Source organism: Leucobacter sp. G161, assembly GCF_001482305.1.
In the GTDB taxonomy this organism is placed as follows: domain Bacteria; phylum Actinomycetota; class Actinomycetes; order Actinomycetales; family Microbacteriaceae; genus Leucobacter.
The window spans coordinates 114,899-141,099 of sequence record NZ_LOHP01000047.1; the positions used below are offsets into that span (position 1 = coordinate 114,899).

Below are 26,201 nucleotides of genomic sequence, written 5' to 3' on the forward strand. Positions count from 1 at the left end.
ACCTATGAGGTTGTTCGTTCGGATCCTGCGACCCTGAGCACCCGGTCGAGTCCGCCGTCGAGCGACACCGCAACGCTGGTTCGCGGGTTCACGACCTGGCACACCTTGACATTCAATAGCAGTCCGACGGAGAGGTACGCCTCATCCTTGCTGACTCCGGCGTGCTCGGCGACCCGCGCCACACAGTAGGCGGTCGCTTCTTTCAGTGCTTCTTCGACCGACGCGCCAACGCCGATGACCCACAGCCGCCCGTCAGCGTCTTCAACGGTGGGCAGGATCGACCCGACCCCCGCAAGCCTGTTGAGTCGAAGCGACACCGTCGCGCCGGTCTCGGCTCCGGTGCCGCAGACCTCGCCGTCGCCGATCGTCGCGTGAACGTCACCGATGAAGAAGCCGCCGCCCGGTACGGAAGCGGTGATCCACAGTTTCGCCCCGACACCGACGGCGCTGAAGTCAATGTTGCCGCCGTAGTGCCCGAGCGTGCGCGCCGGCTCGACCGAGTCGGTGAGCAGGCCGAGCGCGCCCACGTGCGCCTTCGGCTGTGCTGCGGCGAGCACCGGAGTGCCGGGGCCGCCCGGCCTGAGCTCAAGCGTCTCAGTATCGACGGCCATCACAGCGAACCTGTCCTGCCCGAGCAGCCCGAGCCCCGGCCTCGTCCAGGTGTACGCGACGGGGTCGAGGCGCATATCGAGAATCTCGATCTCGACAACGTCACCCCGCTCTACCCCGACGACCTCGACCGGGCCGACGACCGGGAAGAACTTGCTCGCGTCGAGGTCGCCGTAATCGACATCGGTGCGGATCTGCCCGCCTGAAGAGTCGAGCGTGTGCACCGAGAATTCACGACCCGGCACGACCGATCCTGCCATCGTGGCATCCGGGGTCAGCTCGTACATCCGTCCGAAGGGACCGAGCTCCTGCGTATCCGCGGTCACTGCACGATCTCGCTGTTGATCTCGACCTGGGTGAGGCGGCTGTTGTCGGAGACATTCCACTTGTCCATCACGTCGTCGTAGGCGCCGTTGTCAATGAGGTGCTGAATGGCGGCGGCGATGGCGTCGCGAAGCTCGACGTTGTCTTTGTGGAAGGCCCAGCCGTAATTGTTGCTGAGGTAGCCCTCGCCGGGAACCACTTCGATGTCGCGGGCGGTGCCCTGCTCGATGCCGAACTCGGTGACGATGGGGTTCGCGATCGTCGCGACGGCGCGGCCGGTCGACAGCCACAGCAGCTGGTCGGCTGTTGTCGGTGCGATGAGCACGTTGATCGGGTTGCCGTCGCACTCGGGCTGGAACTCTTCAAAAAGCTCCACCATCATGCTGCCCTCAAGGGTGGAGACGTTCTTGCCGCAGAGGTCGGGCAGGTCCTTGATCCCGAGCGGGTTGCCCTTGGAGACAACGATGTTGTTCGCGGACACGAGGTTGTCGACAAAGTCGATCTGCTCGCGGCGCTGTTCCGTGTCCCACATTGCTTCGCTCATCATGTCGTAGCGTTTGGTTGCGACGCCGGTGATGAGGCCCCCAAAGTCGGAGCGCGACCACTCGAGTTCGACGCCGAGCACGGCCGCGACCTCCGCGGCGAGATCCGGGTTAATGCCGACAATGTTGTCGTCGTCGTCAGTGAACTCGTACGGTGCCTGCGACGGGTCGGTCACGACCTTGATGGTGTTCTTGCTGAGGATTTCCTCGGGCAGCAGCTGTCGAATCTCGTCGACGACCGCCGCGGAGTCAACCGGTGCCGACTCTTCTGCTGCGGGGGCACCCGCCGGCGCACAGGCCGAGAGCGTCAGGCTTGCGACCATCAGCGCCGGGATGGCTACTTTCAGGTAGGTGGCGTTTCGTTGCATGATGTGTTCTTTCTCGTGAGGGTTGCGAGCCATCCCGCCGTTGGGAAGGTTCAGTTGTGCGGGGCGCGGTAATCACGCGTCAGATGACGCGGCTCAAGAAGCGCTGGGTTCGTTCGTGCGTGGGGTTATCAAGCACCTGTTCGGGCGGGCCGATCTCCTGGATGACACCGTCTTCAAGGAAAGCGACCTGATCGCAGACCTCGCGCGCGAACCCAATTTCGTGGGTGACAACGATCATCGTCATGCCCTCGCTGGCGAGCGTGCGCATGACCTCGAGCACCTCGCCGACGGTCTCGGGGTCGAGCGCTGAGGTCGGCTCGTCGAAGAGCATGAGCGTCGGTTCCATCGCGAGGGCCCTCGCGATGGCGACCCGCTGCTGTTGGCCGCCCGACAGCGAATCAGGGTAGGCATCGCGCTTGTCCGATAGGCCGACCTTGCGCAGTAGTTCGAGAGCGCGCTGCTCGACGACCTTCTTGTCCTGCTTGAGCACCTGGACGGGGGCAATCATGATGTTCTCGAGCACGGTGAGGTGCCCAAACAGGTTGAACCCCTGGAACACCATTCCGAGTTTCGCGCGCCGCTTTGCGACGATCCTCGGCTTCAGCTCGTACGCTTTCGTGCCCTCGCGCCGGTACGCGACGCGCTCGCCGTCAACGAGGATATCGCCCGAGTCGAATGTTTCGAGGTCGTTGATGCATCGCAGAAACGTGCTCTTGCCCGATCCAGACGGACCGATGAGCGCGGTCACCGTTCCGGGCTGCACGTCGATGCTCACGCCGCGGAGTACCTCGTTACCGCCGAAGCTCTTGCGCACCTCTACGGCCTGCACCATTGGCCGCTCGGCCACTTCCGATCGCTCTGTCGCGTTCATCGTTGTGCTCCCATCTGGGTAAGGCGCCTCAACAGGCCCCGGTTTGTTCCGCGGCTGGCGGTGTTGCCGCTCCGCCCTGCGTACTTCTTTTCGAGCTGGTTCTGCAGCAGAGTGGCGATCGTGGTGAGCAGCAAGTACCAGGCTGCTGCGACAATGAGCAGCTCGATCACGTAGTAGTTGCGTGAGTAGATCATCTGCGCGTTCGTAAGCAGGTCGCGAGCCGAGATCACCGACACGAGCGAGGTGACTTTCAGCATCGCGATGGCTTGGTTGCCGGTTGGCGGGATCACCATGCGCATCGTCTGCGGGAGAATGATCTTGGTCATCATCTGCAGCGGCGTGAAGCCGAGTGCGACTGCTGCCTCGCGCTGCCCCTTGGGCACGCCGAGGATGCCGCCGCGGATAATCTCGGCCATGTAAGCACCCTCGTTCAGGCTCAGTCCGATGAGGGCAGCAATGAACGGAGTGATGAGCGCATTGGTGTCCCAGCTCACAAACCCCAAGCTGATGGTGGGGAAGAGGAACGCGAGGTTGAACCAGAAGATCAACTGGATCAGCTGCGGCGTGCCCCGGAAGAACCAGAGGTACAGGTCGGCGAGCACGGTGAGCACGCGGTTGTCGGAGAGTTTCATGAGCGCGAGCACAATGCCGAGCACAATGCCGATAATCACTGCGAGCACCGTGAGCTGCACGGTGAGGATGACGCCCTCGATGATGACCGGCGCGAAGAGGTACTGGCCGACCACGCTCCAGTCAAGGTTCTTGCTCGTGACGAGGGCGAACACCAGGCCGCCGACAAGCAGCACGGCGACGGCCGCGATGACCATTCGCCCGTAGCGTTTCAGGGGGACGATCTCTAACGGGGTGATGTCCCGTGCGGTTCCAGCCGGGGCTGGAGCTTGGGGAGGGGATGTGGTTTTCAATCGGCCACCTTTCGGTCAAGCCCGGCCCGGGCTTCGTCTACGTTGACGCACCTGCGTTGTCCAGAGGATTTCCTCAGGCCTTCGCAATGTCGATGGATTCACTGTAAATGAAATTCAGTAGTTCTACAAGTAATTTGAATCTCGATTTGAATCTGGTCACAAAAACACAGGCCACGACTACGTTTTGACTCCAAAAACAGCGCGCATTACACAGAGTTCGCTTCAATTTGTTTTTAACATCGCTACATCTTGGGTACAGACATGGCTCTCCAAAACCTGTAACATGCGAAGGGATGAGTACTCAAAAACGCAAATCCGGGGACGAGGATGCCCAGCTGGGCGCACGCATCCGTGAGATACGGAAACTTAGGCGGCTGTCGCTGACACAGCTCGGAGATATGTCCGGCGTGAGCGCGAGCTTCCTCAGCCAGCTCGAGCGGGGAGCCTGCGGCGCGAGCTTCGGCACGCTGCGTGACATCACCGAGGCCCTCGGAACGACGCTCGCGGAGCTCTTCAATTCCGACCAGCCGCCCGGCCCCCGCATTGTCCGCCACGCGGACCGGCCCCAGCTGATCCACGGCGGGGCACGCAAATACATGCTCAGCCCGCGCCCGCTCTCCCACATCGAGATGTTCGCCGGCGAATTCGATCCGGGCGAATCTACCGGCGACGAGCCGTACAACCACGGTGACTCCCAAGAGTTTCTAACAGTGATCCGCGGCTCGGTTGACGTGCAGATCGACGGCAGGTCCCACCTGCTCGACGCTGGCGACACCATTGAGTACCGGAGCTCCCAGATGCACCGCACCGTCAACGTCGGCGACGGCGTGGCCGAGGTGCACTGGATTGTCAGCCCGGTCACCGTGCCGAGCACCACCGGAGCAAGCGAAGGAACCACTGATGACGAGCACGCGTGACACCCTCGCTCTGACGCTCGGAGCGACCGACGGCCCGAGCTCCCCCACCATGTCCCAGTGCGTGAACGCCAACGGCCTGATCTTCACCTCCGGGCACACCAGCTTGACGCTCGGCAAGGTCGGAGCGGAGCTCTCCGTCGAGCAGGGGGCTCAGGCCGCACGGGAGGCAGCACTGCGACTGCTGTACTCGGTGCGGGAGCACAACGGAACGCTCGATGGGCTGCAGCTTGTGCAGCTGAACGTCTGCGTACACACGACCGCAGACTTCACGCAGCACGGCGAGGTTGCCGAGGGCGCGAGCGGTCTGCTGCGCGAGATCTTCGGAGATCAGGATCTCCCGACGCGGAAGGCGCTCGGTATGGCCTCGCTCCCCCGCGGGGTGGCCGTCGAAATCGACGCGGTGTTCGCTGCCGCCGCCGCGCCCGCTGCCGCTACCGCGCCCGCTGCCGTGTAACGCGCCGTGGGCATCAGCGACATGCTGATGCCCACGGCGATAGTCACCGCGCCCTGGCGCGGATACTGCGGTTTAGCGGCGGAGCGACGACCGGCGCCAGAACAGCAGCAGTCCGCCACCGGCAACCAGAGCGCTCATGATGCCGAGCGCGAGAGGCCACTGCAGTGCGGGGCCGCCCGTGCTGGCGAGCTGTGGATCATTCGCTGCGTCGGGTGCATTCGCTGCATCGCTGTCGGAGCCGGTGCCAGTGCCAGTGCCAGTGCCATCGGTGTCGCCGGTACCGCCGTTGGGGCCGCCGTCGCCACCGGTGCCGGATCCCTCTCCGTCTCCGCCGTCGCCCGGATCCACTGGCCCAGTCGCATCATCGGCGACCGTGACCGTGTGCGCGGTCGTCACGCCGTTCACCGTCACCTCGAGGGTGGCCTCACCCGCTGCGGTCGCGGTGAGCGCCCCGGTCGCGGGGTTGAAGCGGACGACGCTTTCGCCGGCCGACTCGCTCGCGCTCGCGCTCACTGCGCGGCCGCGCTTGTCGGTCTCCACCGATCCATCGTCGATGACGACGGCGTCGCCGCCCCAGACCGCACTCATCGGCCAGTGCACGGGCACGATGCGCCCACCATCCTGCGAGATCGTGGCGTCAACGGTTACCGACTCGCCAACGGTCATCGCTGCAGGAACCGCAGCAGTCGCGCCGAGCGTGAGCTCGTCGACCCGGGGCTTCACCTCGGCCTGGAGCCAGTTCGTGCGACTCGTCACGGGTGCCGGATCGTTCCCGACAACACCCGAGTTCGGGTTGATCCCGAGCATGGCCCAGCCGGTGAAGCCGCCCTTGTCGGGCGAGCTCGACGGCCCCTTGCCGCTGTTGCCGCTGAGGAACGTCGAGACGCCCTCGTGGCTTGTCGCGTGGAAGACACCGGCGTGGCCGTTGATCGAGGCGATCGACTTGCCCGTGTCGGCGCGGAACTCCGCGAGCCGATCCTGGTACCGCTTCGCCTCGATGCGGTCCGAGATCTGGCTGTCCTTGCTGCTCTTCGGGTCGTCGACCGGGTGGTGCGCGAACACGAGCACGCCCGTGATCGTCGAGTCCTGCTCCGCCTCGGCGAGCGCGTCTTCGAGGAAGCGCATCTGCTGCTTGTCCGAGCCGTTGAACGAACCGTTCGCGGTGTTCAGGGTGATGACCAGCGTGCTGCCGACCTGCTGCTTCGTCTTCGTCGGCCCAAACTCGGCGATGAAGTTCTCGATCGGGCCGCCCATCACCTCGTGGTTGCCCGGCACGTAGATCCAGGGCAGCTTGTCGCCGATTTCCTCGTCGAGGATCTTACGCGCGAGCGCGAAGTCCTCGGGCGCCGCCTCGTCGACGAAGTCGCCGGTGATGACGAACATCTCGGGCTTCGCGGCGAGGATCTCTCGCAGCGTCTGGCGTGCACCCTGCACGTTCGGCCCCTCGGGGTTGCGGGCGACGAACTGTGCGTCGCTCATCACCGCGATGCGCTGCGCGCGCTGATCCACCGTTCCGTTCGTGACGACAAGCGGATCGTGCACGACCGGCGCCTGCGGCTGCGCGACCTCGGGGGCCACGACGGCGCGAATGCCGGCGAACATGGTTTCACCCTGGTACTGCTTCGCGGCCGAGGTTTCCATCATGCGCACCCGCTCGAGCTTCAGCGGGTAGGCGGTTCCGACGGGCACGTTGAACGTGAGCTCCTGCCAGCCGGTCCAGCTCGTGTGCGGGCCGTCGATGTTCATGGTCGTGCCCGCACCGGTCTTCATCTGCAGACGCGGCCAGGTGCTGTTGCCGTCACCGTGCACCCACATCTTGATCGCCTTCGGCTGCCCCGCAATCTCGATGGGCTCAGGGGCGACGGCGTACGCACCGCGTGTGCCGGTGGATGAGGCGAAGTCGTAGCTGAGCTTCAGCCCGGCCTCGCCGTTGGGCCCGGTCGCCTCTTCGAGCGCACCGGTTGCGCGATCCGAGCGGAACGTCCAGTCCTTCGCGTTCGCGAGATCCGAGACCGGCTCCTCCTCCAGGCCAATCGTCACCGCGACGTCGACGCGGCGGTCGCCCGCCGAGAACGACACCGTTGCTGCCCCCGACGCCGCGCGCGGGGAGATGGTGAACGTGGTGCCATCAAGCGATTCGACAGCGACATCTGCGCCGGCGGAGACCGTGAGATCTGCGGCCTCGATGGGCGCGCCGAAGCCATCCTTATCGAGGCCGGTGATCGTCACCGTCTCGCTGCCGTTCTCGTCGACCAAAGCGATGACGCTCTGGCTCGCGCGAAGCCGGTCAAGCTCGCCCAGCACGCGCAGCTCGCTCGTCGCGGACTTTCCCTCCGCCGTGAACGTGACGGGCGCGGTGCCCGGGGTAGTTCCGGTGACCTTGGCCGTGTCTGCGTCAACCGGCGTGAGCGTCGCGTTCTTGCCCGCCACCGAGAACTCGCCCGCGGTCGAGAGTGCGCCGCGGTTTGCGTCGAGGCCGATACCCGAGACGGTGCGCGAGAAGCCGGGGAACACTGCGTCCGCGTCGTCGAGTTTCGACTCGGGAGCCACCATGACGTCAGCGAGCCCGGTGTCAGGTGCGGTCGACGAGAACACGAGGCTGTTGGGCACGCTGCGCAGGTGCCCGTCTGACGGGGCGTTGCCGACGCTCAGCTCGCTTGTGCCCGGTTCGCGCACGAGGAGGGTGCTGGATCCGCCACCGTCGAGGTTCACCGCGTTGTGCGCGCCGAGCTCGACCATGAACTCGCCGAGCTCGTCGAGTGCCATGCCGCGGGAGTGGCTCTGGCGGCCGTCGAGAGAGACGACGTAGACCTCGCTGCCGTCCTCGCTCACGCCGACCGCGGTGCGCGGCTCGCCCTTGTCCGGGGCGCCGACAGCTACGCCGTCGGCGACGAGGCGCTGGTTGCCGGCGATCGCGAGGTCGACGTCAGAGCTGGCGGCGACCGTGACCGGGAGCGCGTCGCCGGGCTGCACACCCTCGAACAGGTCGACGGCCGATCCGCGCGCGAGCACGACACCCGCTCCCGCGGCGATGGCCGTGGGCCCCGTGATCTCAGCGAGGTCGGCAGACGTGCGCGTCACGACCCCGTCGGCGACCTCCACGCGGAGAAACTTCGGGTCGATGTTTGCCGGCCCGCCGATGGCGCGCGAGATGGGGTACTCGCCCCACATCGGCGTGAAGTAGCCGATGCCGTCGGCGGGAATACCGATGTTGTTCACGGTGCTCACCTGGTGGGTGGCGCCCGCGATGTCGAGGGTTGCGGCCGAGGCCAGCGCCTGGATCGCTGCGATGCCCTCGCTCACGGTGAAGCTTTCGACGGGAGATCCGCTCGTGGTCTTCACGCCCTCACTCGACGAGACGTTCGTGCCTTGGGCGACACCGGAGTTATTGATGTCGAAGAACGAGCCGTTGACCGCGGCCACGGCGTGATCGCCGAGGGTGTGCTCGGTGACGGGGGCGGGCTTCGTGAGGCTGCCCGAATCGCGCACGTCCATCGACAGCGTGGGTGTCGCGAGGTCTGCGACGAGCACGTCGCCCGTCACCCATCCCTCGCCCTGTAGCCGGTCGAAGCTTGTGGCCTTGAGGCCCGGGGCGAGCTGCCGGGTCTCAGAGCGGAGCAGGCTCGAATCGCGGCCGTTGAGGTCGAGGCCGCCCGTGTCGGGGACCGCGTAGCTTGCGGTCAGGGTGGACTGGGGTGCGAGGGCGATGCCGCTCACGGCAATGCCGAGGCAGAGCCCGGCTGCCAGCGTTGTTTTCAGGGGAGTTCGTCTAAACCAAGCCACGAGTTGCCGCAGACCTTTCGTCAGTGTTGGAATGCGCGTGCGGCAGCTCAGAGATAATTGAATGGCCGCCGGACGCTCAGGTCAGCGTAGGGAGGCAAGGTAGCCCGAGAGTTACCGGCACGTGACCGCGCGGGTTGCGGGGTCACCGCTACTGCTGCGCACCACCGTCGAGGTCGAACCCCGGCGAGCCGGGCACCGACGCGAGCAGCTGCCGCGTGTACAGCGAGCTGGGCGCGTGGAACACCTCGGTGATCGGCCCGTGTTCGACGATCGCGCCGCGCTGCATCACGATGATCTCCTCGCAGAGCTGTTCGACGACGGCGAGGCTGTGGCTGATGAACACCATCGTGAGCGGCCGCTCACCGCGCAGCCGCTTGAGGAGCTCAATGATTTCGGCCTGCACGGACACGTCGAGCGCGCTCGTGATCTCGTCGGCGATGATGAGTTCGGGGCCGGGGAGCAGCGCCCGCGCGATTGCGATGCGCTGCCGTTGCCCGCCCGAGAACTCGTGCGGATACTTCGCGAGCACGTCGCCGCCAAGCCCCACCGATGTGAGGGTGGCGACCGCGAGCGCCTCGGCGTCGGCGCTCAGCCGGCCAGCGCGCGGATCGATCGCTTCGGCAAGCGTCTGGCGGATCGTGCGGCGCGGGCTCAGCGAGGAGTACGGATCCTGCGGAATGTACTGCACCGTTCGCGACAGCGTGTGCCGCTCGCGCCGGGACAGGCGCCGCATGTCGTGACCGACCACGTCGAGGGTGCCGGCCGAGACGCGGTTCATGCCGACGATGGCTTTGCCGAGCGTGGACTTGCCCGATCCTGATTCCCCGACCAGCCCGACGGTGCTCCCGCGAGCGACTCGTATGCTGAGCTGCGAGATCACGTTCACGTGCCCGAAGCTCACGTCGATACGATCCGCGATGACCGCTGCGCTGTCATGCATGTCAGGTCTCCTCTCGATCCGCCATCGCGTCTCGCGTCGCCGCGCTGAGCGCGGGCACTGCCGCGAGCAGTCGTTTCGTGTACGGGTGCGTGACCTCACGGCGTCGCAGCTCGCCCGCGGTGAGCCGTTCGACGATCTCGCCGTCTTTCATCACGAGCACGAGGTCACTGATCTCTTGGACGACGCTGAGGTCGTGGCTGATGAACAGCATCGACATGTGTTCGCGCTGGTGCGCGCGGCGAAGCTGACGCAACACCTGGAGTTGCACGGTCACGTCGAGGGCGGTCGTCGGTTCGTCCGCGATGAGCAGTCTCGCGTGCGTGCTCATCGCGGCCGCGATCATTGCGCGCTGACGCATGCCGCCCGAGAATTCGTGCGGGCGCTGCTTCATGCGCCGCGGCGCATCGTCTATCCCGACCGTTTCGAGGGCGCGGGTCATGGTGCTGCGGTACTCGGGCCCACGCATGCCGTGGTAGACGCGCAGCACCTCGGTGAGTTGCGGCCCCATGCGCATTGCCGGGTTGAAGGTGGTGCCCGGGTCTTGGTAGACGATCGCCATCTCGCGCGCCAGGCGTTGCCGTCGCGGTTTGCGCAGCATGTCCATGCCGGCGAACGACAGCTCTTCGGCAACGGTTTCGAGGCCCTCGGTTTGGAGGCCGGCGATCGCCATCGCCGTGAGGGATTTCCCCGACCCCGATTCGCCGACGAGCGCGACGACCTGGCCGTGCTCGATTTCGAACGACACGTCACGCACGAGCTCTGCGCCCTGCGGCACGCGAATGCTCAGGCCGCTCACCCGCACGAGCGGGCCTGCCGCGGCAGCCGCCGCGCTCGGCGGCACCGCACCCGCAGGCTCAGCACCCGACAGCTCCGCGTCCGGCGACACGACGCTCGTGACCCGCGCGCTCGGTGGCTGCGGGATGCGGCGGAACTTCATCAGGCTGCGCGGGTTCGCGCGCGCCGCGAGCGCGTCGCCGATGAGCATCGCCGACAGCCCAGTGAGCACGATGAGCACGGAGGCCGCGACCGCCTGATAGGGCTGCACGTACATCGCGGTGAGCGAGTCGTTGAGGATCCGCCCGAAGTCGAACTCGGGCGACTGCACGCCGAGCCCGATGAAGGACAGCGCTGAGAGTTCAACGAGCGACAGCGCAAACACCGTCGCGCTGAGCACGAGCAGCGGCTCGGCCATGTTCGGGAGCACGTGTCGCAGCGCGATGCGCAGCGGGCCGACGCCGAGGAACCGGGCTGTCGCCACGTATTCGCGGGTGGAGATGCCAGCCGTGAGGTTCGACATGAGCCGCGCGAATGAGGGGATGCCGGCTAGGCCGATCGCGATCACCGCGGACTGGGCGCTCGAGCCGAGGATCGAGGCGATCACCAGGGCGAAGATGAGGGCCGGGTAGGCGGCCCCGGTATCGATGAGGCGGAGCACGGCCTGCCGCGGCCTGGCGGGCAGCAGCCACACGCCGACGCCCGCGATCACCCCGCCGACGATGCTCACCGCGGTCGCGGAGAGCGTCATGAGCAGGGTGAGTCGGGTGGCGGCGAGCGCGCGGGCCACGTTGTCGCGCCCGAAGTCGTCGGTGCCGAGCGGGTGGGCCGCCGACGGCGGCAGGCTCGCATCCGGGGTGAGTTTCGTCGCCGCGTCCCAGAGCGGGGTCATCGGGACGATGATCGCGATGAGGATGAGTACCCCGAGGATCGTGAGGCCGGCGGCCATCGCGGCCCCGATGCGTGGCCGCGAGTCGTCGCTACGAGTCATGGTCTGCTCCCAGGTTGCGCGGATCGATCACTGCCAGCACGAGGTCGACCACCACGATGATGAGCGTGGCGAGCAGCCCGAGCACGAGGATGATGCCGCGGATCGTTGGATAGTCGCGCGTGAGGATCGCGGCGACGATGCCCTGACCGAGTCCCGGCCAGTTGAAGACGTTTTCGATGACGATCGCCCCGCCGAGCTGGGCCGCGAGGATGAGGCCCGACAGGGTGAGGGTGGTCGTGATGACGTTGGGCAGGACATAGCGGAGGTTGGTGCGTCGCTGCGGGAGACGCCAGCCGCGGGCGGTGCGAATGAAGTCCTGTTCGAGTACGACCGAGGCCTCCCGGCGCACCACGCGGCCGACGCTGCAGATGGGTTGGATCATGAGGGCGGCGAGCGGGAGCATGATCGCGCTGCGCGAGGCGGCCCCGCCAGAAGGGAGCCAGCCGAGGCCGATCGCGAACGCCGCGACGAGCAGCGTGCCCATGACGTACTGCGGCACCGAGTAGAAGAACCCCGTGACGGCGTTGAAGCCGACGTCGAGCCAGCGGTTGCGGCCGCCGCGGGTGGCCACCGCAACGGCGAGGCCTGCGGGCACCGCGATCGCAAGAATGCCAACGATCGCGATGAGGGCGAGCTGCGCGGTGAACGGGAACCGTGCGGCGATGATCGCCGTCACCGGCCCACCGGTGCTGAACGAGCTGCCGAGGTCGAACCGCAGCAGGTCGGCGGCGTACGAGAAAAACTGCACGATGAGGGACTCATTGAGTCCGAGCCGTTCGCGGATCCGCTCAATGTCGGCCTCGGTGGCGCCCTCGCCCGCGATAACGAGCGCGGGGTCCCCCGGGATGAGCGGCACGATGAGGAACGTGACGAGCACGAGCACCACGAAGGAGAGGAGGATCCCGCCGAGGCGGCGGAGGGCGAAGGCCCCCCAGGGGCCTCCTCGCCGCCGACGCGCCCGCGCTTCCTGTGTTCGCACGACCGCGGTCGAAGCCGCCTTCGGCCCTCCCTGCGTTGGCTGGGTCACCGCGCTGCTACTTCGCTGCTGGCGCATGGTGAGACACGGCGAGCCCCGCCAGCGCTGTCGCCGCATCCGCGAGCACGGAGTCGTCGAACTGCGCGAGCGATGAGTGGTTGCTCGGCGCGGTTGTCGGGTCAGTCCCGACGGGAGCAGCCCCGAGGAAGAGGAACGCTCCCGGCACCTCGTTGAGGACGTAGGAGAAGTCCTCAGACCCCGGCAGCGGGTCGGGCATCGCTCGCAGCCGGTCCGCTCCGAACAGCGGGGTGAGCACCTCGTAGGCGCGGTCGATCGCGGCTGGATCGTTCACCGTCACGGGGTACGAGTGTTCGGAGACCACGACCGTGGCGGTGAGTCCGTGCGCGGCGGTCACGCCCGAGGTGACCTCGTGGATGCGCCGCAGCACTGTCGAGCGCGCGCTCTCCGAGAAGCTGCGCACCGAGAGTGCGAGCTCGACTTCGTCGGGGATCACGTTGCTGGCGGTGCCGCCGTGGATCGCGCCGACAGTGATGACCACCGGATCGAACACGCTGAACCCGCGAGTCACGAGTGTCTGCAGGGCGAGCACGATCTCACTCGCGGCAGGGATTGGATCCTGCGCCGCGTGCGGCGTCGACCCGTGCCCGCCGCGGCCGTGCACCGTGATCGAAACAAGGTCTGAGGCGGCCATGAGCACGCCCGGTTTCAGCGCGAACTCGCCGGCCTGGAGCTCCGTGGCGAAGACGTGCAGGCCGTAGGCGGCGTCGACCGGGCGGTCGGCTGCGGTGAGCACGCCCTCGTCGATCATGAGCTTCGCTCCCCCGTAGCCTTCCTCCCCGGGCTGGAACATGAACACCACGTCGATCGCGAGTTCGTCTCGCAGCGCACACAGCGCCGCCGCGGCGCCGCACACCGCGGAGATGTGGAGGTCGTGCCCGCAGGCGTGCATCGCCCCGGTGTTGCGCGACGCGTACGGCAGATCGGTGGCCTCCTGTACCGGGAGCCCGTCCATGTCTCCGCGGAGCAGGATCGTCGGCTTCTCACCGCTGGCTGGCTCGCGCCCACCGCGCAGCACAGCGGTCACCGAGCTCAGGCCCCGGCCAGTGGTGATCTCGAGCCCGTCGAGGGGCGCAAGGAAATCGAGGATCGTCTGCTGTGTGGTGGGCAGCGACAGCCCGATCTCGGGGCGCTGATGGAGTTCGCGCCGCAGCTCGCGCAGCTTGAACCCCTGCCCTGAGCAGGCCGTAGCCACACGGTCGATGAGTGAGAGTTCGGTCATTGCTAGAGTCCTTTCGAGTCGTACCACGTGCCGTGTTTAGTCTTCGATCCGCATTGCGTAGTTCATGTTGGATTTGTTCGGTGCTCGGAAGGAAAAGCCATCGCGGGCGGCGACGAGAGACGCGAGTGTGCTCAGCGGCACGGCCCGCACCTGCTCAGTCATGGCATAGCGTTGGGCTTCCTGGTAGATATCGCAACGCTTAGTCTCATCCGGTTCAGCCATCGCATCGCGGAGGTACTGTTGGGCCCGCTCGTCCGGATTGCCGGTCCAGTTCGCCCCGCCGTCCTCAGTGGGGGCGCCAGAGAAGAGGCCCATCACGCCAGACATGGTCGCGGAAGCATTGATGTTGCCGAAGACGGCCACGTCCCAAGCTTCCGGCTTGAGCTGGCCAGTTTCGGCCCAAGACGCGTTGTCGAGGTTCAGGAGCTCCACCTCGGCGCCGGTCTCGCGCAGCGCATCGGCAATGTAGGTGTTCCCCGCACCGTTCGGGCCAAAGTTCTGCGATCCGAGTAGGCGAATTTTGAGGCCCGCGAGCTGCGCGGCCGCAGCCGTTGGATCAGTTTCAACGAGAAGTGCTTCGTCGGTGTTGAAGCAGGGAACTGCCGGGAGGGCGTAGGAGGCTGCAAGATCGCCCAAGCCGCCATTCGTCGCCTGGTTGAAGGCCTCGCGGTCGAGCGCTTGCGCGACTGCCCGACGCTTGTCGATGTCCGCAAACAGTGAGCCTTCACGCTCGTTGAAAATGACGAACATATTGGCACTGGGCAGGCGTTCCGTCGTAAGGCTTGCATCTGCTTCAAGTCGCTCAATATCTTTCCCACTGATGAGCGATGCGTCGAGCGTGCCCGTAATAAGTTCGTTGGCGACCGCACTCGAGCTGGTGGCGATTGTGTACACCATGGTCTGCGCGGGAGTCCCGGTAAGCGGCTCCGCATACTCGGGCCAGAGGTTGTACCCTTCTCGCAGCGTGAACTCGTACTTCACTCCTGGCTGCTTCTCGGTGAGGGTGTACGGACCAGTGACAGCGGCGTCGAGCGTCCCGGCCACGAGCGCGTCGGGGTCGTCGAAACCGGCCGAGCACACGATACCGGCAGACGGAAGTGATACCCCGCTGAGCACGTCGCTCCAAGGTTGCGCGAGTTCGACTGTCACGACGCCCGCGGCATCGTCGCCGCTGATCGTGGGCGCTGCTGGACCGAACGTCGGGCCTCCGAACACGTTAGAGGTCTTCTGGAATTCTGTCAGCGACGCCGCCACGATCGAAGGCGTAACGGGGCTGCCGTCCCCACAGGTGGCGTCATCACGAATCGTGAACTCAACCCGCTCGGAGCTTGTCTCCCATTCGCTCGCAAGCCCCGGAATGAAGCTGTTGCCGTCGTCCTTATACACGAGCGGGGCGAACATGAGTCCATTGACCAAATAGTCATCAAAGCCTGACGCCTCCCACGGCGAGAAGCCCAGGGGATCAGTCGTGAGGATGGACCGGATCGTGTCCGTGCTGCCGGCCCCGCCCGCACCGGTGTTCGAATTCGAGGCGGTCGTGCACCCCGTGAATGCGAGAGCGGTGACCGCGGAGAGGGCGACCAGGCCGCGGGTCGTGATGCGCGGGCCTCTCGGCGTGACTGCGTTGCGTGTCATGCGTGCTCCTTCATCGTCGTTGATGGGCTGGATCACCGCGTGTCGGCACTTCTGGACTCCGAAGTGCGTGCATCGCAGCGACCAGTTACCACGTTAATTCCATCGTGGAATTTAGGTGTCACGTTTCTGTAACGCCTGGTTTTTGCTCGGTAGCGCTGCATCTTGGGTGAAAATTTGCCTAGAATGTTGAACTACATTCATCGTCAAACGCTCGCCGCTCCGACCGAGAGGACAGGAATGCCCGTACCGAAGCAGGGCGGCTCGCTCGCTGATCTGAAGGAACAAAACCTCAGCCGAATCCTCTCCAGCGTCGCGCAGGCAGGAACCATCACCAGGGAGGAGATCCGCCGCAGTCTCGGCGTGCAGGCGTCAAGCCTGAGCCGCTACGTCGACGAACTACGCGCCCGCGGCCTCCTCGCCGAGAGTGAGTCGATCCACCTCGTGCCGATTGGCCGGCCAACGCAACCGATCGTGTTCGCGCGAGATCGCTGGGCGCTGCTCGGGCTCATCGTCGATCGCCACGAGATCCACGCCGCCGTCAGCTATCTCGACCTCACCGTCATCACCACCCGGCGCTTCCCGGTGCCCGACAGCACCCGCGTCTCCGGTCATTCCACCGCGCTTGCCGCCGTCGCAGCGTGGGCGACCGGCATCGCCGAGCAGCACGGGCTCACACTCCTTGCCGCCGAGATCGACGCACCGGGCGCGCTCAACCGCGAGACGGGCGACGTCTACCGGTCCCTGCTCAACGGCTGGGGCACGTTCAACCTCGCCGACACCCTGCAATCCGCACTCACCCATCAGGGAGGCGCGGATGCGCGGCCTGTGGCGATCCGCATCGACCGCGACACGAACGCTGCGATGCAGGCCAGGCTCCGCGACCTCGACGCCGCACCCGACGGCGGCGCTGCGGCTGAACTGAGCGGCCCGAGCGCCTACTTCGGCGGCCGCTACGCGCTGAGCGGCGGCATCTTCGACGGCGGCGTCGTGCGCGGCGCGACCGGCCTGGCGGGTGACTTCGGCCACCTCGCCGTCGACCCACACGGCGAGGTCTGCTGGTGCGACCGCACGGGCTGCCTCGAAACGAAAGCCGGGCTCGCTGCCCTCCACCGGGCCCGCTTCGGGCGCAGCACCCCGATCCACGACCTCTCAGCCGAAGGCCCACGCCTGCTGGCCGAATTGCAGGCGTCCAGAGACGAAGGCGACTCCGCCACACTCGCCGTGCTCGCCGACGCCGGCCGCTGGATCGCGAACAGTATCGACACCATCGCAGCCATCGCCAACCCCGCGCGCATCGTCATCGACGGCTACCTCGCACAGCTCGGCGCCCCACTCGTGCCCACCATCGTGACGCAGCTCGAAGCCACCCGCTCACTCCCGCCGTTCCAGCGCATCGAGGTCGTGGCGACCGACGGCGACCCCGAGGTGCCGCTGCGCGGGGCGCTGCTCTCGGCTCTGCTCACCGTGGTGGAGACGCCGGGGCTTGCCGTTCGAGGGTAAGGCTGCAATCGACAGCTGCTCAGCGGGCTTAGGGGCACAAGTCGGCCCCCGAGCTCTGTTGACGCACTGGGGGATGCGTCAAGAGAACTCAGGGGCCGACGGCTCGAGTCGGAGATTACTCCCCGTTCACCGACAGGTGAACCGTCTCCGATGAGCGTCGCTGTCGCAGAAGGAACAGCGCACCCCCAATTAGGAGAAGGCCGGCTCCCAGGACGCCGATAGCGCCCAGAGCCTGTCCACCCGTCGCAGCAAGTGGCGACTGCTTCCCAGGGGTTCCACCCGGGAAGGTATTGGTGATTGCCACAGCGTTATCGGCTCCTGAGATCGCAGCCACAACCCCGTCCCGGCCTCCGCCGGGAGTCGTCGCGTCAGTATCGACCATCGACACAGCTGCCCCCTCCGGGACATCCGTTTCCACAACCTGGCAGGTCACACCGGCCGGAAGGTTAATGGTTCGCTTCTCGCCGTGCCCGAGGGTGAAGTTGGTGTCGGCCGGAGATAGCGCGTACGCCGCATCGCCCACGACACCGTCCACGCCAGCGTCTGGAGTCGTGCAGGAGAGGGCGAACGTGTACTTCGCATCCGTCTCGAGCCCCACAACCTTCTTCGAGACCGTCAGAGCAGCGTTGTCGAACGTGTTCACCGCGCTGATGGTCAACCGCTGAAGGTTTTCTGGCGTTCCCTTCGCAACCTCCGCGCCGTTCTCGAACGAGTCATGATCGATCGTCACCTTGGCTGCCCCACCGGTGTCCGTCTCAGCGGCGAAACACTTGCTCCCGAGCGGCAGCAGCCGGGGCTTTCCTTCGTCACCGAGGTACTTCGTTTGTCCGCCCTTGATGCGCACTGTGCCGGAGTACACGTCAGAACGTATGCTTTCGCCAGTGCTGCTCGTTTCCTCGACCTGGCATGTAACGAGAAGCTCGAATACGCGACCCTTCGCGGCTTCAACCGCGATGTCGTCACCCGCGAGGGACTTCGATACCTCAACCGATCCTGCGCTATAGAAATTCGTGAGCGAGGCCGTCACAACTCCGCTTTCCTGGGTCTCTGAGTTCCAGGGAATCGTTACGGTCACGGGCTCAGGGCGCTGATCCTCATCCGAGCTGCCCGCACCAGTCTCGGTGACGGTGCACTCAGCGCCAGCGGGGATGGGAGTCAACACGTCAGAGGTCACGGCAGACTGTCCGTTCACCTGCAGGGTGACATTCTGCTCGAACACCGTCTACTTGTCCACCGAACACACCACTGCAAAGGTGAGCTCGTCCTGCGCAGCGAACTCGCCCGCCCCCGCGCCGGTCAGCTGTTTGTTGATGATGAGGCCGCCCGTAACCGGCGTTAGGGTGTTGGTGACAGTCACTTGGACCGCTTCATCCCGCCCGATCGTGATGGTGTCGGCAGACAGCGTCGCGCCGGTCCAGGTAGCCCCGTTCACAGGCTCTGGTGTGCGCTCACTCAATGTCAGCACTGCCTCAACTGGCAGCTTGGGCGACTGTACAGATTCTCCCGATGCTGGCAACACCAGCGTGCCTGAGCCGGCGGCGAAGCCCGGCCCCGCGGGGTACTCGTAGTCGAGGAGGAACTCTGCGTCAGGATCAACAGCCGAAGCTCCGTCACCGTCAAGAACCTTCGAGGCAGAGAATTCGCCCTGCGCAACAGTTGCTTCGTTGGTGAGGGTCACCTCAGTCGTAGTCGCGCCGACAACGTCGAAGTCGTTCTGTGACAGGATCGGCGTTGCCCAGTCGATGTTGGCCGGATTCTCCGGCAGCACCTCATCGATGTGCACCGTTGAGCCGGTCGGGTATTCCTCACTCGTCCAGGTGTTCCCCTCTGTGACGGCAAACTCGCCAACGCTTTCTTTCCCTGCGGGAGTGGTGATCGTGAAAGTACCGCCGAAGTCGATTCCTTCGATTGCCGGGCCTTCCCAGTTCACGGCTTTGGTGATCGAGAAGCGCCCCTTCTGGTCGCCGCTACCGGTGCCTCCACCGCCCTGTCGGACAACCTCACTACCGACAACCTGATCTTCTCCAGCTATCGTCACGGTTGCAGAGTTCGTGTATGTTCCCGCAGCTCCAGCGTCGGTTACCTTCGCTACGTAGCGGATGCTGTAGTAGTAGCCTGCTTCAGCGGTCCATTCAACCGTGCTGCCGTTCACCGTGTACTGGTCAAGAGGAACCGACTGCCAATTGCCCGGCTGCTGGTGGCCAGAGCCGACGGTCACGAGCTCATTGGTGTGCCGGAGCACAGGGTACGTGTTTCCCTGGAACTCAGTCAGCATCTCCTGGTTCGGACCGAGGTTGTCCTCAACCTTCATTGTTTCGCCACCGAGAGCACCGTTCGCCCCGCTGCCAATTCGGACGACCCACATGATGGTGTTTGTGGCCCGGTCGTAGCTGCCGGTCTTGTTACTCTCACGTCCTTGGAAGTCACAGCCTTCCGTGCACGGCCCGCCGGGCGGCGTGACAATGACCGTGACTTCCTTGCCATCGACCACATACGTGGTTTTGGTGCCTTCCGTCACAGTAGTGCGAACCTGTGCCCAGAAATTGAAGTCACCGGACAGGTTGTAGGGGTGCGCCTCGAGATAGGCGGCATCAAAATCACAGATGATTTGTGTCGTTGTGACCTCGCACTGCCCCATCGCAACCCCGCTGGGATCGAGCAGCGGGAACGAGTCAGTCAGACCTTGGAGATCAGCGGGAAGATCCACAACGAATCCAGCCGGCGACGTCGGATTGTCTGGAAGTGACCAGCTCCCCTTGAGCTCAGCGTTCCAACCGCTTGTCACGGTCTCGTTGACGAACTCGACGGAGGTGAGAGTCGCTTCGGTTTCATACGGTGGCGCGGCGACGGCCGCGGTAGCACTACCGAAGGTCAGGAGCGCGACCAGCGCGGTTGCAACGCCACGCCAGACCTTTGAGCTCTGTTTTCGCTGTCTTTCCATAATTACTGTGTGCACTTCCCCTTGATCAAACGTTGGCAGCCGCAGCCCAGCGCGACTCGTGCGGATCCAGGCCAATCGGTGTGACACCGCCGTACCCGCATGACAAATAAAGACCCTCAAAAGGTTGGTTTGTTACACCACTTCAGAAAAATCTTTGCGCTCGCACTCGCTGCGAAACCCTTCGCATCACGCAGTCGTGTTCGGCAAGTCGCGATTCACTCCTGGAGATACCAGTGGGGTGTCTCATCGTCGCCCTCCACGACCGGGTCAACCGGAGGAGGGAAGGATGACGCGTCGGAAGGCGCGCTGTTCGTGCCGTTTTCAACCGACGTATCGTGTTGTCCCTTGTCCACGGCCGACGCCTCGTCCGTGTGCGCTGGTAGCGGGTCGACAGGTTGCGCGATTGGGTCGCGCGGGAGCACCAAGGTGAGGCCCCATATCAGCAGTCCAACTCCGGCGACCAGGCTCAGAGTCGCGATGAGCTTTCTCGGAGTGGAGGCAACGACGAGGTGCGCCCCGGGCGTTCCTGAAGCGGCATGCGCAGCGGGGACCGCACCACCACCCACCGCTGTTCCCCCAGCGGCTGCGCCAATAACAAGTGGGCCAATCCAGAGTCGTAGCTGCTCACTCAGCGTCCGTAACCGACCGACTTGTACTGTGCAGTCACCGCAAGTCAGGAGGTGCATTTCAACCGTCGCGGTGTCTCGCTTGCCGAGCGTGTGTCTGGTGAAACTTGCTAGTTTTCGAGCGAAGGGCAGACATCCCTGGTCGATGACCTCGACGTATTGCTGCAGATACGACGTTGCGAGCCGTTTCCTAGCCCGATGCAGTGCGACGCGGAGAGCGCCAGGCGTCATGTTGAGGTGTACCGCAGCTTCTTCCGTCGCCAACCCTTCGACCTCGACAAGCCACAGCACCTGACGGGTGTCTTCTGTCAGCGACGAAAACGCATTCGCGATTTGGTCCCGTTCCGAAAGCTCTTCCACAAAGTCGGGCACTGCGTCAAAGAAATCAGCGATCGTCTCAGGGGCCACCGAGACCGACTTTGTGTCAATCTGTGCAGCTCGGCTCACTTCGCTCCGCAGGGCAATAAGCAAATACCCGAGCACGGACTCCTGCGGCCCGTTTCCACTGGTCAAGGCACGAAGCACTCGCGTAAAAGTCTCCGCGGCAAGCTCTTCCGCTCGCGCCCAGTCGCCGACCATCGTGTAGGCCTGAGCAGTTATCGCTTCACGGTGTGTTTCATACAGCAGTGCAAATGCAGCTCGACCGAGGGGTCGTTCGGCGTGCGCGCGGACGAGTGAACAGAGTTCTACGTCATCCGCGCCTTCCAATTCGGGATATTGTGACCCCGGGATCGGGTTGGTCGAAGGAACATATTGCCCCGGATCTGGAATCCCCAAAACTTGCCACCCTAATGACTGTCAGCCCCCAGGCGTGTATGGTCAGCGCAATTATCTCTATGAACGCTGTGGGCCGAAAATTATTGCACAGTTTCTCCAAGGAAATCTTGGGGCCGCTTCACGAGGCACTCCCCAGATGACCAGCTGTTCAGGCCTTCCGTTGGACCGCTTTCCTATCCTGTATCTCGGCCCTCGGCTCACACCCAAACAGCCTATGTTCAAGGTAAGAAAGGCGGATCGATAGGCTCGCAAGCTGGGCCCCACTAACCAAGAAGCAGTCGATGGAATGTTGGATTGAGGTGACGGCGCAGCATACGGGCCGAACGAGAACAGCGGGAGCCGCGGTGCGGTCGCGCCGGCTGAGCAGTGGAGTGCCAAGAAGCCGATCGCGAATCACTTCAACTGGCAGTCCGACGTTTCGAGCGAACTGTACCCAATCGGACTCGGTCACACGAGTACAATGATCGGGCTGCCCGCCCCTCATCCAACCAGCTCAACTACGAGAGCAAACCGGTGTGTGCCTGGATTTGCGAGGTGGTCGCGGCTGCGGCTTCTCAGGTCGATAGGCTGCAGCCGCGAGACCGCCTGGCACACGCTCTTCGCTTTGTGCGCCGGACAGGCCTACGCCGCTGGCACCGAAGCAGCCAATGGATTTCGCCCAAGCAGGTCGGGCCGGCTAGTCCAGGGAAAGGGGACTGAGACCGCTGGCTCCGTCGGCATTCTCAGCCTCCAGTTGCCCGGCTCTCAATGCCCGCTGCCCCATGCATCTCGAGCTCTCGGGGCAGCGGTCAAGCGCTATTTCAGTTCACCGGACCCAATCGATCGTTTCGCCAGCATCGCATCTACCGCAATGCGCCCGGCCCCTGTCAACGCCAGAGCAAGCGCCGAGGCCCCCAGCGCGGCGACGAATTCGACGCCACCGTTGTCCACCCAGAACCCAGCGGAAGCGTGAACAATCACAATCGCTCCCACCATGTCGAGCACAAGCAGCGCCGCAACGATACGCGTGAGAGCGCCAAGCATGAGCAGCACTCCTCCACCCAACTCAAGCAGAGCGATGGCTGGAGCAACAAAGCCCGCGCCCGGAACACCCATTGCCCCGAATGAGTCAATCGTCCCCGCGAGAGTGAACTCAAACACTTTCTGGAACCCGTGGGCGGCAAATATTCCCCCAATAACAACCCTGAGCACCAGCAGGCCCCAGTCCAGTCGCGATGGCGACCCGGCTTCATTCGTCATACTTTCCTCCTATTAGTTGATGCGACAACCTTTTCTAGCTTAAGCACTCCCACCCTGAGATTCTGGGGCGCACCGCAAACTCCCAGCCCGCTTGGATGGGGCACGCAGATGGGCCCGCCGGACGGAGGGCTACGTGGCCTCCACCCGAAGGGCACCGACCTCACCGAAGTGGCGGATGCCCTGGGGCGCACCAACTGATTGAGCGGACATGGCAGTCTTTCAGCGAACTATTCATCTGCGATGCTTTGCACTGCCCGAGTCACCGCGACCGTCGCTGACAATCTGCGCGTGCGCTCCCCGCAGGGATATCCGTGGCGCGCTCGCCACGGATATCCCTTGGCTTGAGCTCACTCAGGCATCTCTACAATCACCCATGTCACGTCGCTTTCAGGCGTGCTGAATGTGGCTACGTACCGAAACATCATCCGTCAGGTGTGCGCCGCAGTGCAGGGTGCTTGCATCCGGCTGAGCAGCGGAGTGCTCAGGAGTCGATCGCGAGCCGGAGCCGGAGCTTCGCCGTCGAAAAGCGTTCTGAATGTGTCAGGGAGAGCTTCGGCGTTCCTGCCCCGAAGATCGCAGATCACGTCACCCGGCAGCCCGACATCTCGAGCGAACTGTGCCCAATGAGTCTCGGCGACACGAGCAACATGCTCGTACTGCCCGATCCTCATCGCGTTTCTCTCGAACCACTGCCTCCCGGAGAGATGGTTGAAGATCACCATCGAGGCAAAGAGAAGCGGAACGCGATCGATTTGCTTGGGGAATCCGCTGCCTCATCAAGCAAGGAAGCTACGGATGCGACTCCGGGTCCGCCCTGGTCCTCGTACTTCCGCTCGGACCCAACGCCAAGAGCCTGACAGAGGTCTGCCTGATGCACGCGCTCACCCCTGTCGTCTCCCAGTCCCGGTCGTAGCGCTTCACGACGACGGCGGGAACGCCATCGAACTCATGGAACTGCGTGTCGGGAGCGGAGACGCCAAGCATGCGGGCGGCTGACAACGTGAGTGTTCGGTGAGGGCTTGATCGTGTTTGGCGTCTCGCCCTGCAAAAGTGATCCCGGGCGTGACGATGTGGGTCGTTGGGAGCCCGCCGATAGCTCTCCCCCATGTTCCACTCTGATACTTGAGCCCAGACATGAGGGAACCGGCACCCGTCGGGGTTCCGACGCGTGCTTCGTAGAGGAAAACGTTGAGTTCACGCTTCGCCATTGCCATCACCCTCTTCCGGGCCGGTGGCGGGGTGCGCCTCCGCTGCGCTGCGCCCGGTGTTCTCCAACATGGACTGCATGACCTGCATCGCGCTCGGGCCGACCGGCTCACCGGAAGACGTGGCTTCGGCCACGCGTCGAGTGGCGGGCTGGATGCTTCGGTGTGCACGAAGTGCAAGCCCAGCGCCCGAGCAACGTGCACGACCTTAAAGAGCTATGCCCGTGGCGATTTGCCACGTTCAAAGTTCGAGAGCCACCGAATGGAGACATTGACGCGCTCTGCAAGCGCGGCCTGCGTGATCCCCTGCCGTTCGCGCGCTTCGCGTACGCGGTACCCAAACTCAGCTGCGCTTCGCAACGATGCTCGTGCGCTCATGGCTTGATGGCACCGTCAACATTTGCGATAGGGAAGATCTACCAACTTTTACAGATGTACGTCCAACGTTTCGAAGGAGAAAGGCCGTGGCGTTCCAATGCCCCTCACGCGCCCGTCGCGTCACCGCAGCAAGTGTCTTGGCCGCAGGGCTGCTTGGGACACCTGCCCTCGCGGGGCGTTGAGCCGTGCAGATCTGGGTGCCTATCACGAACTGTAATAACTACCGGCAGGAATCCACGTTTGGGAGCACCTCTGTCCAGCAAGCAAAACACGGCGCAGCTATCCAATGGGGCGCATACCCAGCAAACAAATACAGCGGGACCCGTTACATCGCCAACGTTCACACCGCCTCAAAAGATACGGTGCAAAGGACCAAAGCTACGCCCCTCACTGCAGCGTCAGTGCCGCCACTGCCAAGAAGTACATTGGCCAGAACCTGAAGACTGCCGGCAATGCCCAAAAGGTCACACAGAACGGCTACAAGGACGTGCTGGTAAACAACATGGTCTGCAAGATCCTGTAGCTGAACAAAGGACTGGAACCATGGAAAACCTTATTGAGCTCATGAAACGCGACCTCTCAACCATTCAACTCGACGCCCAGCTTGGGCTCTACCATCAGCCCACACGACGCTGGGTGCAGGGAGACGGAGAAGGCTCCCCCGAGGGCTTTGACAGCGAATACATTCTCCGCCTCACTGGACGACTTCAAGCGATCGAGACGCGTGGTGACGGCACGGCTTCCAGTGTTGAAATCATGAACGCGATCCAGGATTGGGTCGCCGACGAAACAGGTCACGGCTGGCCTGAACTTCAGGACGAAATCGGCAACTACCTCGGGCTGCTCTCCCCAGCGCTTTCCGAGACCGGGAGTGCGGTATGGGCCGTGAACGACATCTCAATCCCTGCTGGCAGGCTCCCAGATTGGAAGGCGCGAATCCACTCCTAGTCTGAACGCCCAGAGAGCTGGCAAAGACAGAGCCTTTCCACCAGGCGACAGCACTACTCAGGATTCTATTCGCAGCGTTGTGGTTGCGCTGTGCGTGGAACTCTTGGTGCCTGTCAGGATCGTGTCCTCTCTCGCTGCCCTGACGCTTGCGTTGGTGGCAGTGCTTGCAGCTAAGAAACTTCCTGTGCGAGTCACTGCCGGAACGCTCGGCGTTCTCATCGGGGTCTGATGCACGTTTAGGGGACAGGTTGGTTAGGCAGCGAGTGCGACCTGTTTGTTCATGATGCTCTCGTATTCGATCGGCGTCAATCGCCCCAGCCGAGCCTGTCTGCGACGTCGATGATAAGTACGCTCGATCCACGTCACAATTGCCAACCTGAGCTCGTCTGGGGTGGCCCAGGTCTTGCGGTTCAGGACGTTCTTCTGGAGCAGGCTGAAGAACGACTCCATCGCCGCGTTATCGCCCGCACCGCCCACGCGACCCATCGAGCCGGTCATCCCATGGCAGGTGAGCGCGCGCTGTAGTTTCCGGCTTCGGAACTGAGATCCACGGTCCGTGTGCAGCACACACCCTGCAACGTCACCGCGGCGAAGCACTGCGTTGTTCAACGCCGTCACCGCAAGCGCGGAAGTCATCTGCGAGTCGATGGAGTAACCCACAATCCGGTTCGACCACACGTCTTTCACCGCGCACAGGTAGAGCTTGCCTTCACTCGTCCAATGCTCAGTGATGTCCGAAAGCCACAATTCGTTCGGGGCAGCGGCCACCAACTCGCGCTGCACGAGATCGTCATGCACGGGCGGGCCAGGCTTTCTTCCCTTCCCGCGGGCTTTCTTCTTCCCAAACGCTGACCACCAGCCCTGGTCGCGGCAGAGCCGCCACGCAGACCGGTCGCACATCGGTTCCCCGAGAGCTTTCGCCTCGTCTGCGAGGAACCTATACCCGGACTCGGGGTCTTCCAGGTGGGCGTCGTGGAGCGCGTTCGCTCGATACGCCTGCGCAAGGTCTCGTTCAGTGACTGGGCTGCGGATCCATAGATAGTAGGGCTGGCGGGCGAGCTTGAGTACCCGGCACGACACCTGGACGGGGATCCCGTCGCTGGTGAGCTCTTTCACGAGCGGGTAGAGCCTTTTCCCGGCAGGTGCGCCTGGGAAAGATACGCGGCCGCACGACGGAGTA

At 64.3% G+C, this 26,201-nt stretch carries 20 protein-coding genes and 1 pseudogene; 4 read left to right on the forward strand and 17 right to left on the reverse strand.

Going from position 1 to position 26,201, the window contains the following annotated elements; all coding sequences use genetic code 11:
- Positions 1-2: 2 nt before the first annotated feature.
- From AUL38_RS05100 to AUL38_RS05115, 4 genes are all read right to left on the reverse strand, one after another.
- The gene (locus tag AUL38_RS05100; RefSeq protein ID WP_059059701.1) at positions 3-935 is read right to left on the reverse strand and encodes an acetamidase/formamidase family protein; all 933 of its coding nucleotides are present in this window, start codon (positions 933-935) and stop codon (positions 3-5) included.
- A complete protein-coding gene (locus AUL38_RS05105) occupies positions 932-1,843 on the reverse strand; it encodes an ABC transporter substrate-binding protein (protein WP_059059703.1) in 912 nt (303 codons plus the stop codon). Before AUL38_RS05105 ends, AUL38_RS05100 begins: the two co-directional genes overlap by 4 nt.
- A gap of 79 nt (positions 1,844-1,922) precedes the next feature.
- On the reverse strand, positions 1,923-2,714 hold the full coding sequence (locus AUL38_RS05110) for an amino acid ABC transporter ATP-binding protein (RefSeq protein ID WP_059059705.1): 792 nt from the start codon (positions 2,712-2,714) through the stop codon (positions 1,923-1,925).
- Positions 2,711-3,637, reverse strand: coding sequence for an amino acid ABC transporter permease (locus tag AUL38_RS05115; RefSeq protein ID WP_201023685.1), 927 nt, complete (start codon positions 3,635-3,637; stop codon positions 2,711-2,713). Before AUL38_RS05115 ends, AUL38_RS05110 begins: the two co-directional genes overlap by 4 nt.
- Before the next feature lie 293 nt (positions 3,638-3,930).
- On the opposite strand from AUL38_RS05115, the gene AUL38_RS05120 reads away from it, so the two are divergent.
- Together AUL38_RS05120 and AUL38_RS05125 are read left to right on the forward strand one after the other, a co-directional pair.
- The gene (locus tag AUL38_RS05120) at positions 3,931-4,554 is read left to right on the forward strand and encodes a helix-turn-helix domain-containing protein (protein ID WP_083506612.1); all 624 of its coding nucleotides are present in this window, start codon (positions 3,931-3,933) and stop codon (positions 4,552-4,554) included.
- On the forward strand, positions 4,538-5,008 hold the full coding sequence (locus AUL38_RS05125; RefSeq protein ID WP_059059710.1) for a RidA family protein: 471 nt from the start codon (positions 4,538-4,540) through the stop codon (positions 5,006-5,008). Before AUL38_RS05120 ends, AUL38_RS05125 begins: the two co-directional genes overlap by 17 nt.
- A gap of 72 nt (positions 5,009-5,080) precedes the next feature.
- Here AUL38_RS05125 and AUL38_RS05130 read toward each other — a convergent pair whose 3' ends face one another.
- From AUL38_RS05130 to AUL38_RS05155, 6 genes are all read right to left on the reverse strand, one after another.
- The gene (locus AUL38_RS05130; protein ID WP_153006474.1) at positions 5,081-8,791 is read right to left on the reverse strand and encodes a phosphodiester glycosidase family protein; all 3,711 of its coding nucleotides are present in this window, start codon (positions 8,789-8,791) and stop codon (positions 5,081-5,083) included.
- Positions 8,792-8,939: 148 nt separating this feature from the next.
- Positions 8,940-9,731, reverse strand: a complete 792-nt coding sequence (locus AUL38_RS05135; RefSeq protein WP_059059714.1) for an ABC transporter ATP-binding protein — start codon at positions 9,729-9,731, stop codon at positions 8,940-8,942.
- Position 9,732: 1 nt separating this feature from the next.
- Positions 9,733-11,496, reverse strand: coding sequence for a dipeptide/oligopeptide/nickel ABC transporter permease/ATP-binding protein (locus AUL38_RS05140; protein WP_059059715.1), 1,764 nt, complete (start codon positions 11,494-11,496; stop codon positions 9,733-9,735).
- Positions 11,486-12,523, reverse strand: coding sequence for an ABC transporter permease (locus AUL38_RS05145; protein WP_235590614.1), 1,038 nt, complete (start codon positions 12,521-12,523; stop codon positions 11,486-11,488). The genes AUL38_RS05140 and AUL38_RS05145 overlap by 11 nt, the downstream gene beginning before the upstream one ends.
- Positions 12,524-12,530: 7 nt before the next feature.
- A complete protein-coding gene (locus AUL38_RS05150) occupies positions 12,531-13,772 on the reverse strand; it encodes a M20 family metallopeptidase (protein ID WP_059059717.1) in 1,242 nt (413 codons plus the stop codon).
- A 36-nt stretch (positions 13,773-13,808) separates the two neighbouring features.
- Positions 13,809-15,407, reverse strand: a complete 1,599-nt coding sequence (locus AUL38_RS05155; RefSeq protein ID WP_059059719.1) for an ABC transporter substrate-binding protein — start codon at positions 15,405-15,407, stop codon at positions 13,809-13,811.
- A 237-nt stretch (positions 15,408-15,644) separates the two neighbouring features.
- On the opposite strand from AUL38_RS05155, the gene AUL38_RS05160 reads away from it, so the two are divergent.
- Complete coding sequence (locus AUL38_RS05160; RefSeq protein ID WP_059059721.1) at positions 15,645-16,907, forward strand: ROK family transcriptional regulator; 1,263 nt, start codon at positions 15,645-15,647, stop codon at positions 16,905-16,907.
- Between the two features lie 115 nt (positions 16,908-17,022).
- On the opposite strand, the gene AUL38_RS05165 is transcribed toward AUL38_RS05160, so the two are convergent.
- The 6 genes from AUL38_RS05165 to AUL38_RS16790 all read right to left on the reverse strand — a co-directional run bounded on the left by AUL38_RS05165 (position 17,023) and on the right by AUL38_RS16790 (position 24,073).
- Complete coding sequence (locus tag AUL38_RS05165) at positions 17,023-18,126, reverse strand: DUF5979 domain-containing protein (protein WP_059059723.1); 1,104 nt, start codon at positions 18,124-18,126, stop codon at positions 17,023-17,025.
- Positions 18,127-18,129: 3 nt separating this feature from the next.
- Positions 18,130-19,848, reverse strand: coding sequence for a DUF5979 domain-containing protein (locus AUL38_RS05170; protein ID WP_059059724.1), 1,719 nt, complete (start codon positions 19,846-19,848; stop codon positions 18,130-18,132).
- A gap of 215 nt (positions 19,849-20,063) precedes the next feature.
- The gene (locus AUL38_RS05175) at positions 20,064-21,251 is read right to left on the reverse strand and encodes a sigma-70 family RNA polymerase sigma factor (protein ID WP_083506615.1); all 1,188 of its coding nucleotides are present in this window, start codon (positions 21,249-21,251) and stop codon (positions 20,064-20,066) included.
- A gap of 795 nt (positions 21,252-22,046) precedes the next feature.
- Positions 22,047-22,490 carry a DoxX family protein gene (locus AUL38_RS05180; protein ID WP_059059728.1) on the reverse strand — a complete coding sequence of 148 codons (444 nt, stop codon included), beginning with the start codon at positions 22,488-22,490 and terminating at the stop codon, positions 22,047-22,049.
- 1,194 nt (positions 22,491-23,684) lie between these two features.
- Positions 23,685-23,831, reverse strand: a complete 147-nt coding sequence (locus AUL38_RS17355) for a hypothetical protein (RefSeq protein ID WP_161937409.1) — start codon at positions 23,829-23,831, stop codon at positions 23,685-23,687.
- A gap of 80 nt (positions 23,832-23,911) precedes the next feature.
- Positions 23,912-24,073 carry a helix-turn-helix transcriptional regulator gene (locus AUL38_RS16790; RefSeq protein ID WP_083506616.1) on the reverse strand — a complete coding sequence of 54 codons (162 nt, stop codon included), beginning with the start codon at positions 24,071-24,073 and terminating at the stop codon, positions 23,912-23,914.
- Positions 24,074-24,616: 543 nt separating this feature from the next.
- Here AUL38_RS16790 and AUL38_RS05200 point away from each other — a divergent pair.
- The gene (locus tag AUL38_RS05200; RefSeq protein WP_059059737.1) at positions 24,617-25,021 is read left to right on the forward strand and encodes a hypothetical protein; all 405 of its coding nucleotides are present in this window, start codon (positions 24,617-24,619) and stop codon (positions 25,019-25,021) included.
- A gap of 252 nt (positions 25,022-25,273) precedes the next feature.
- Here the strand turns inward: AUL38_RS05200 and AUL38_RS05205 are convergent.
- A pseudogene (locus AUL38_RS05205) lies at positions 25,274-26,201 on the reverse strand (IS3 family transposase); the annotation flags it as partial.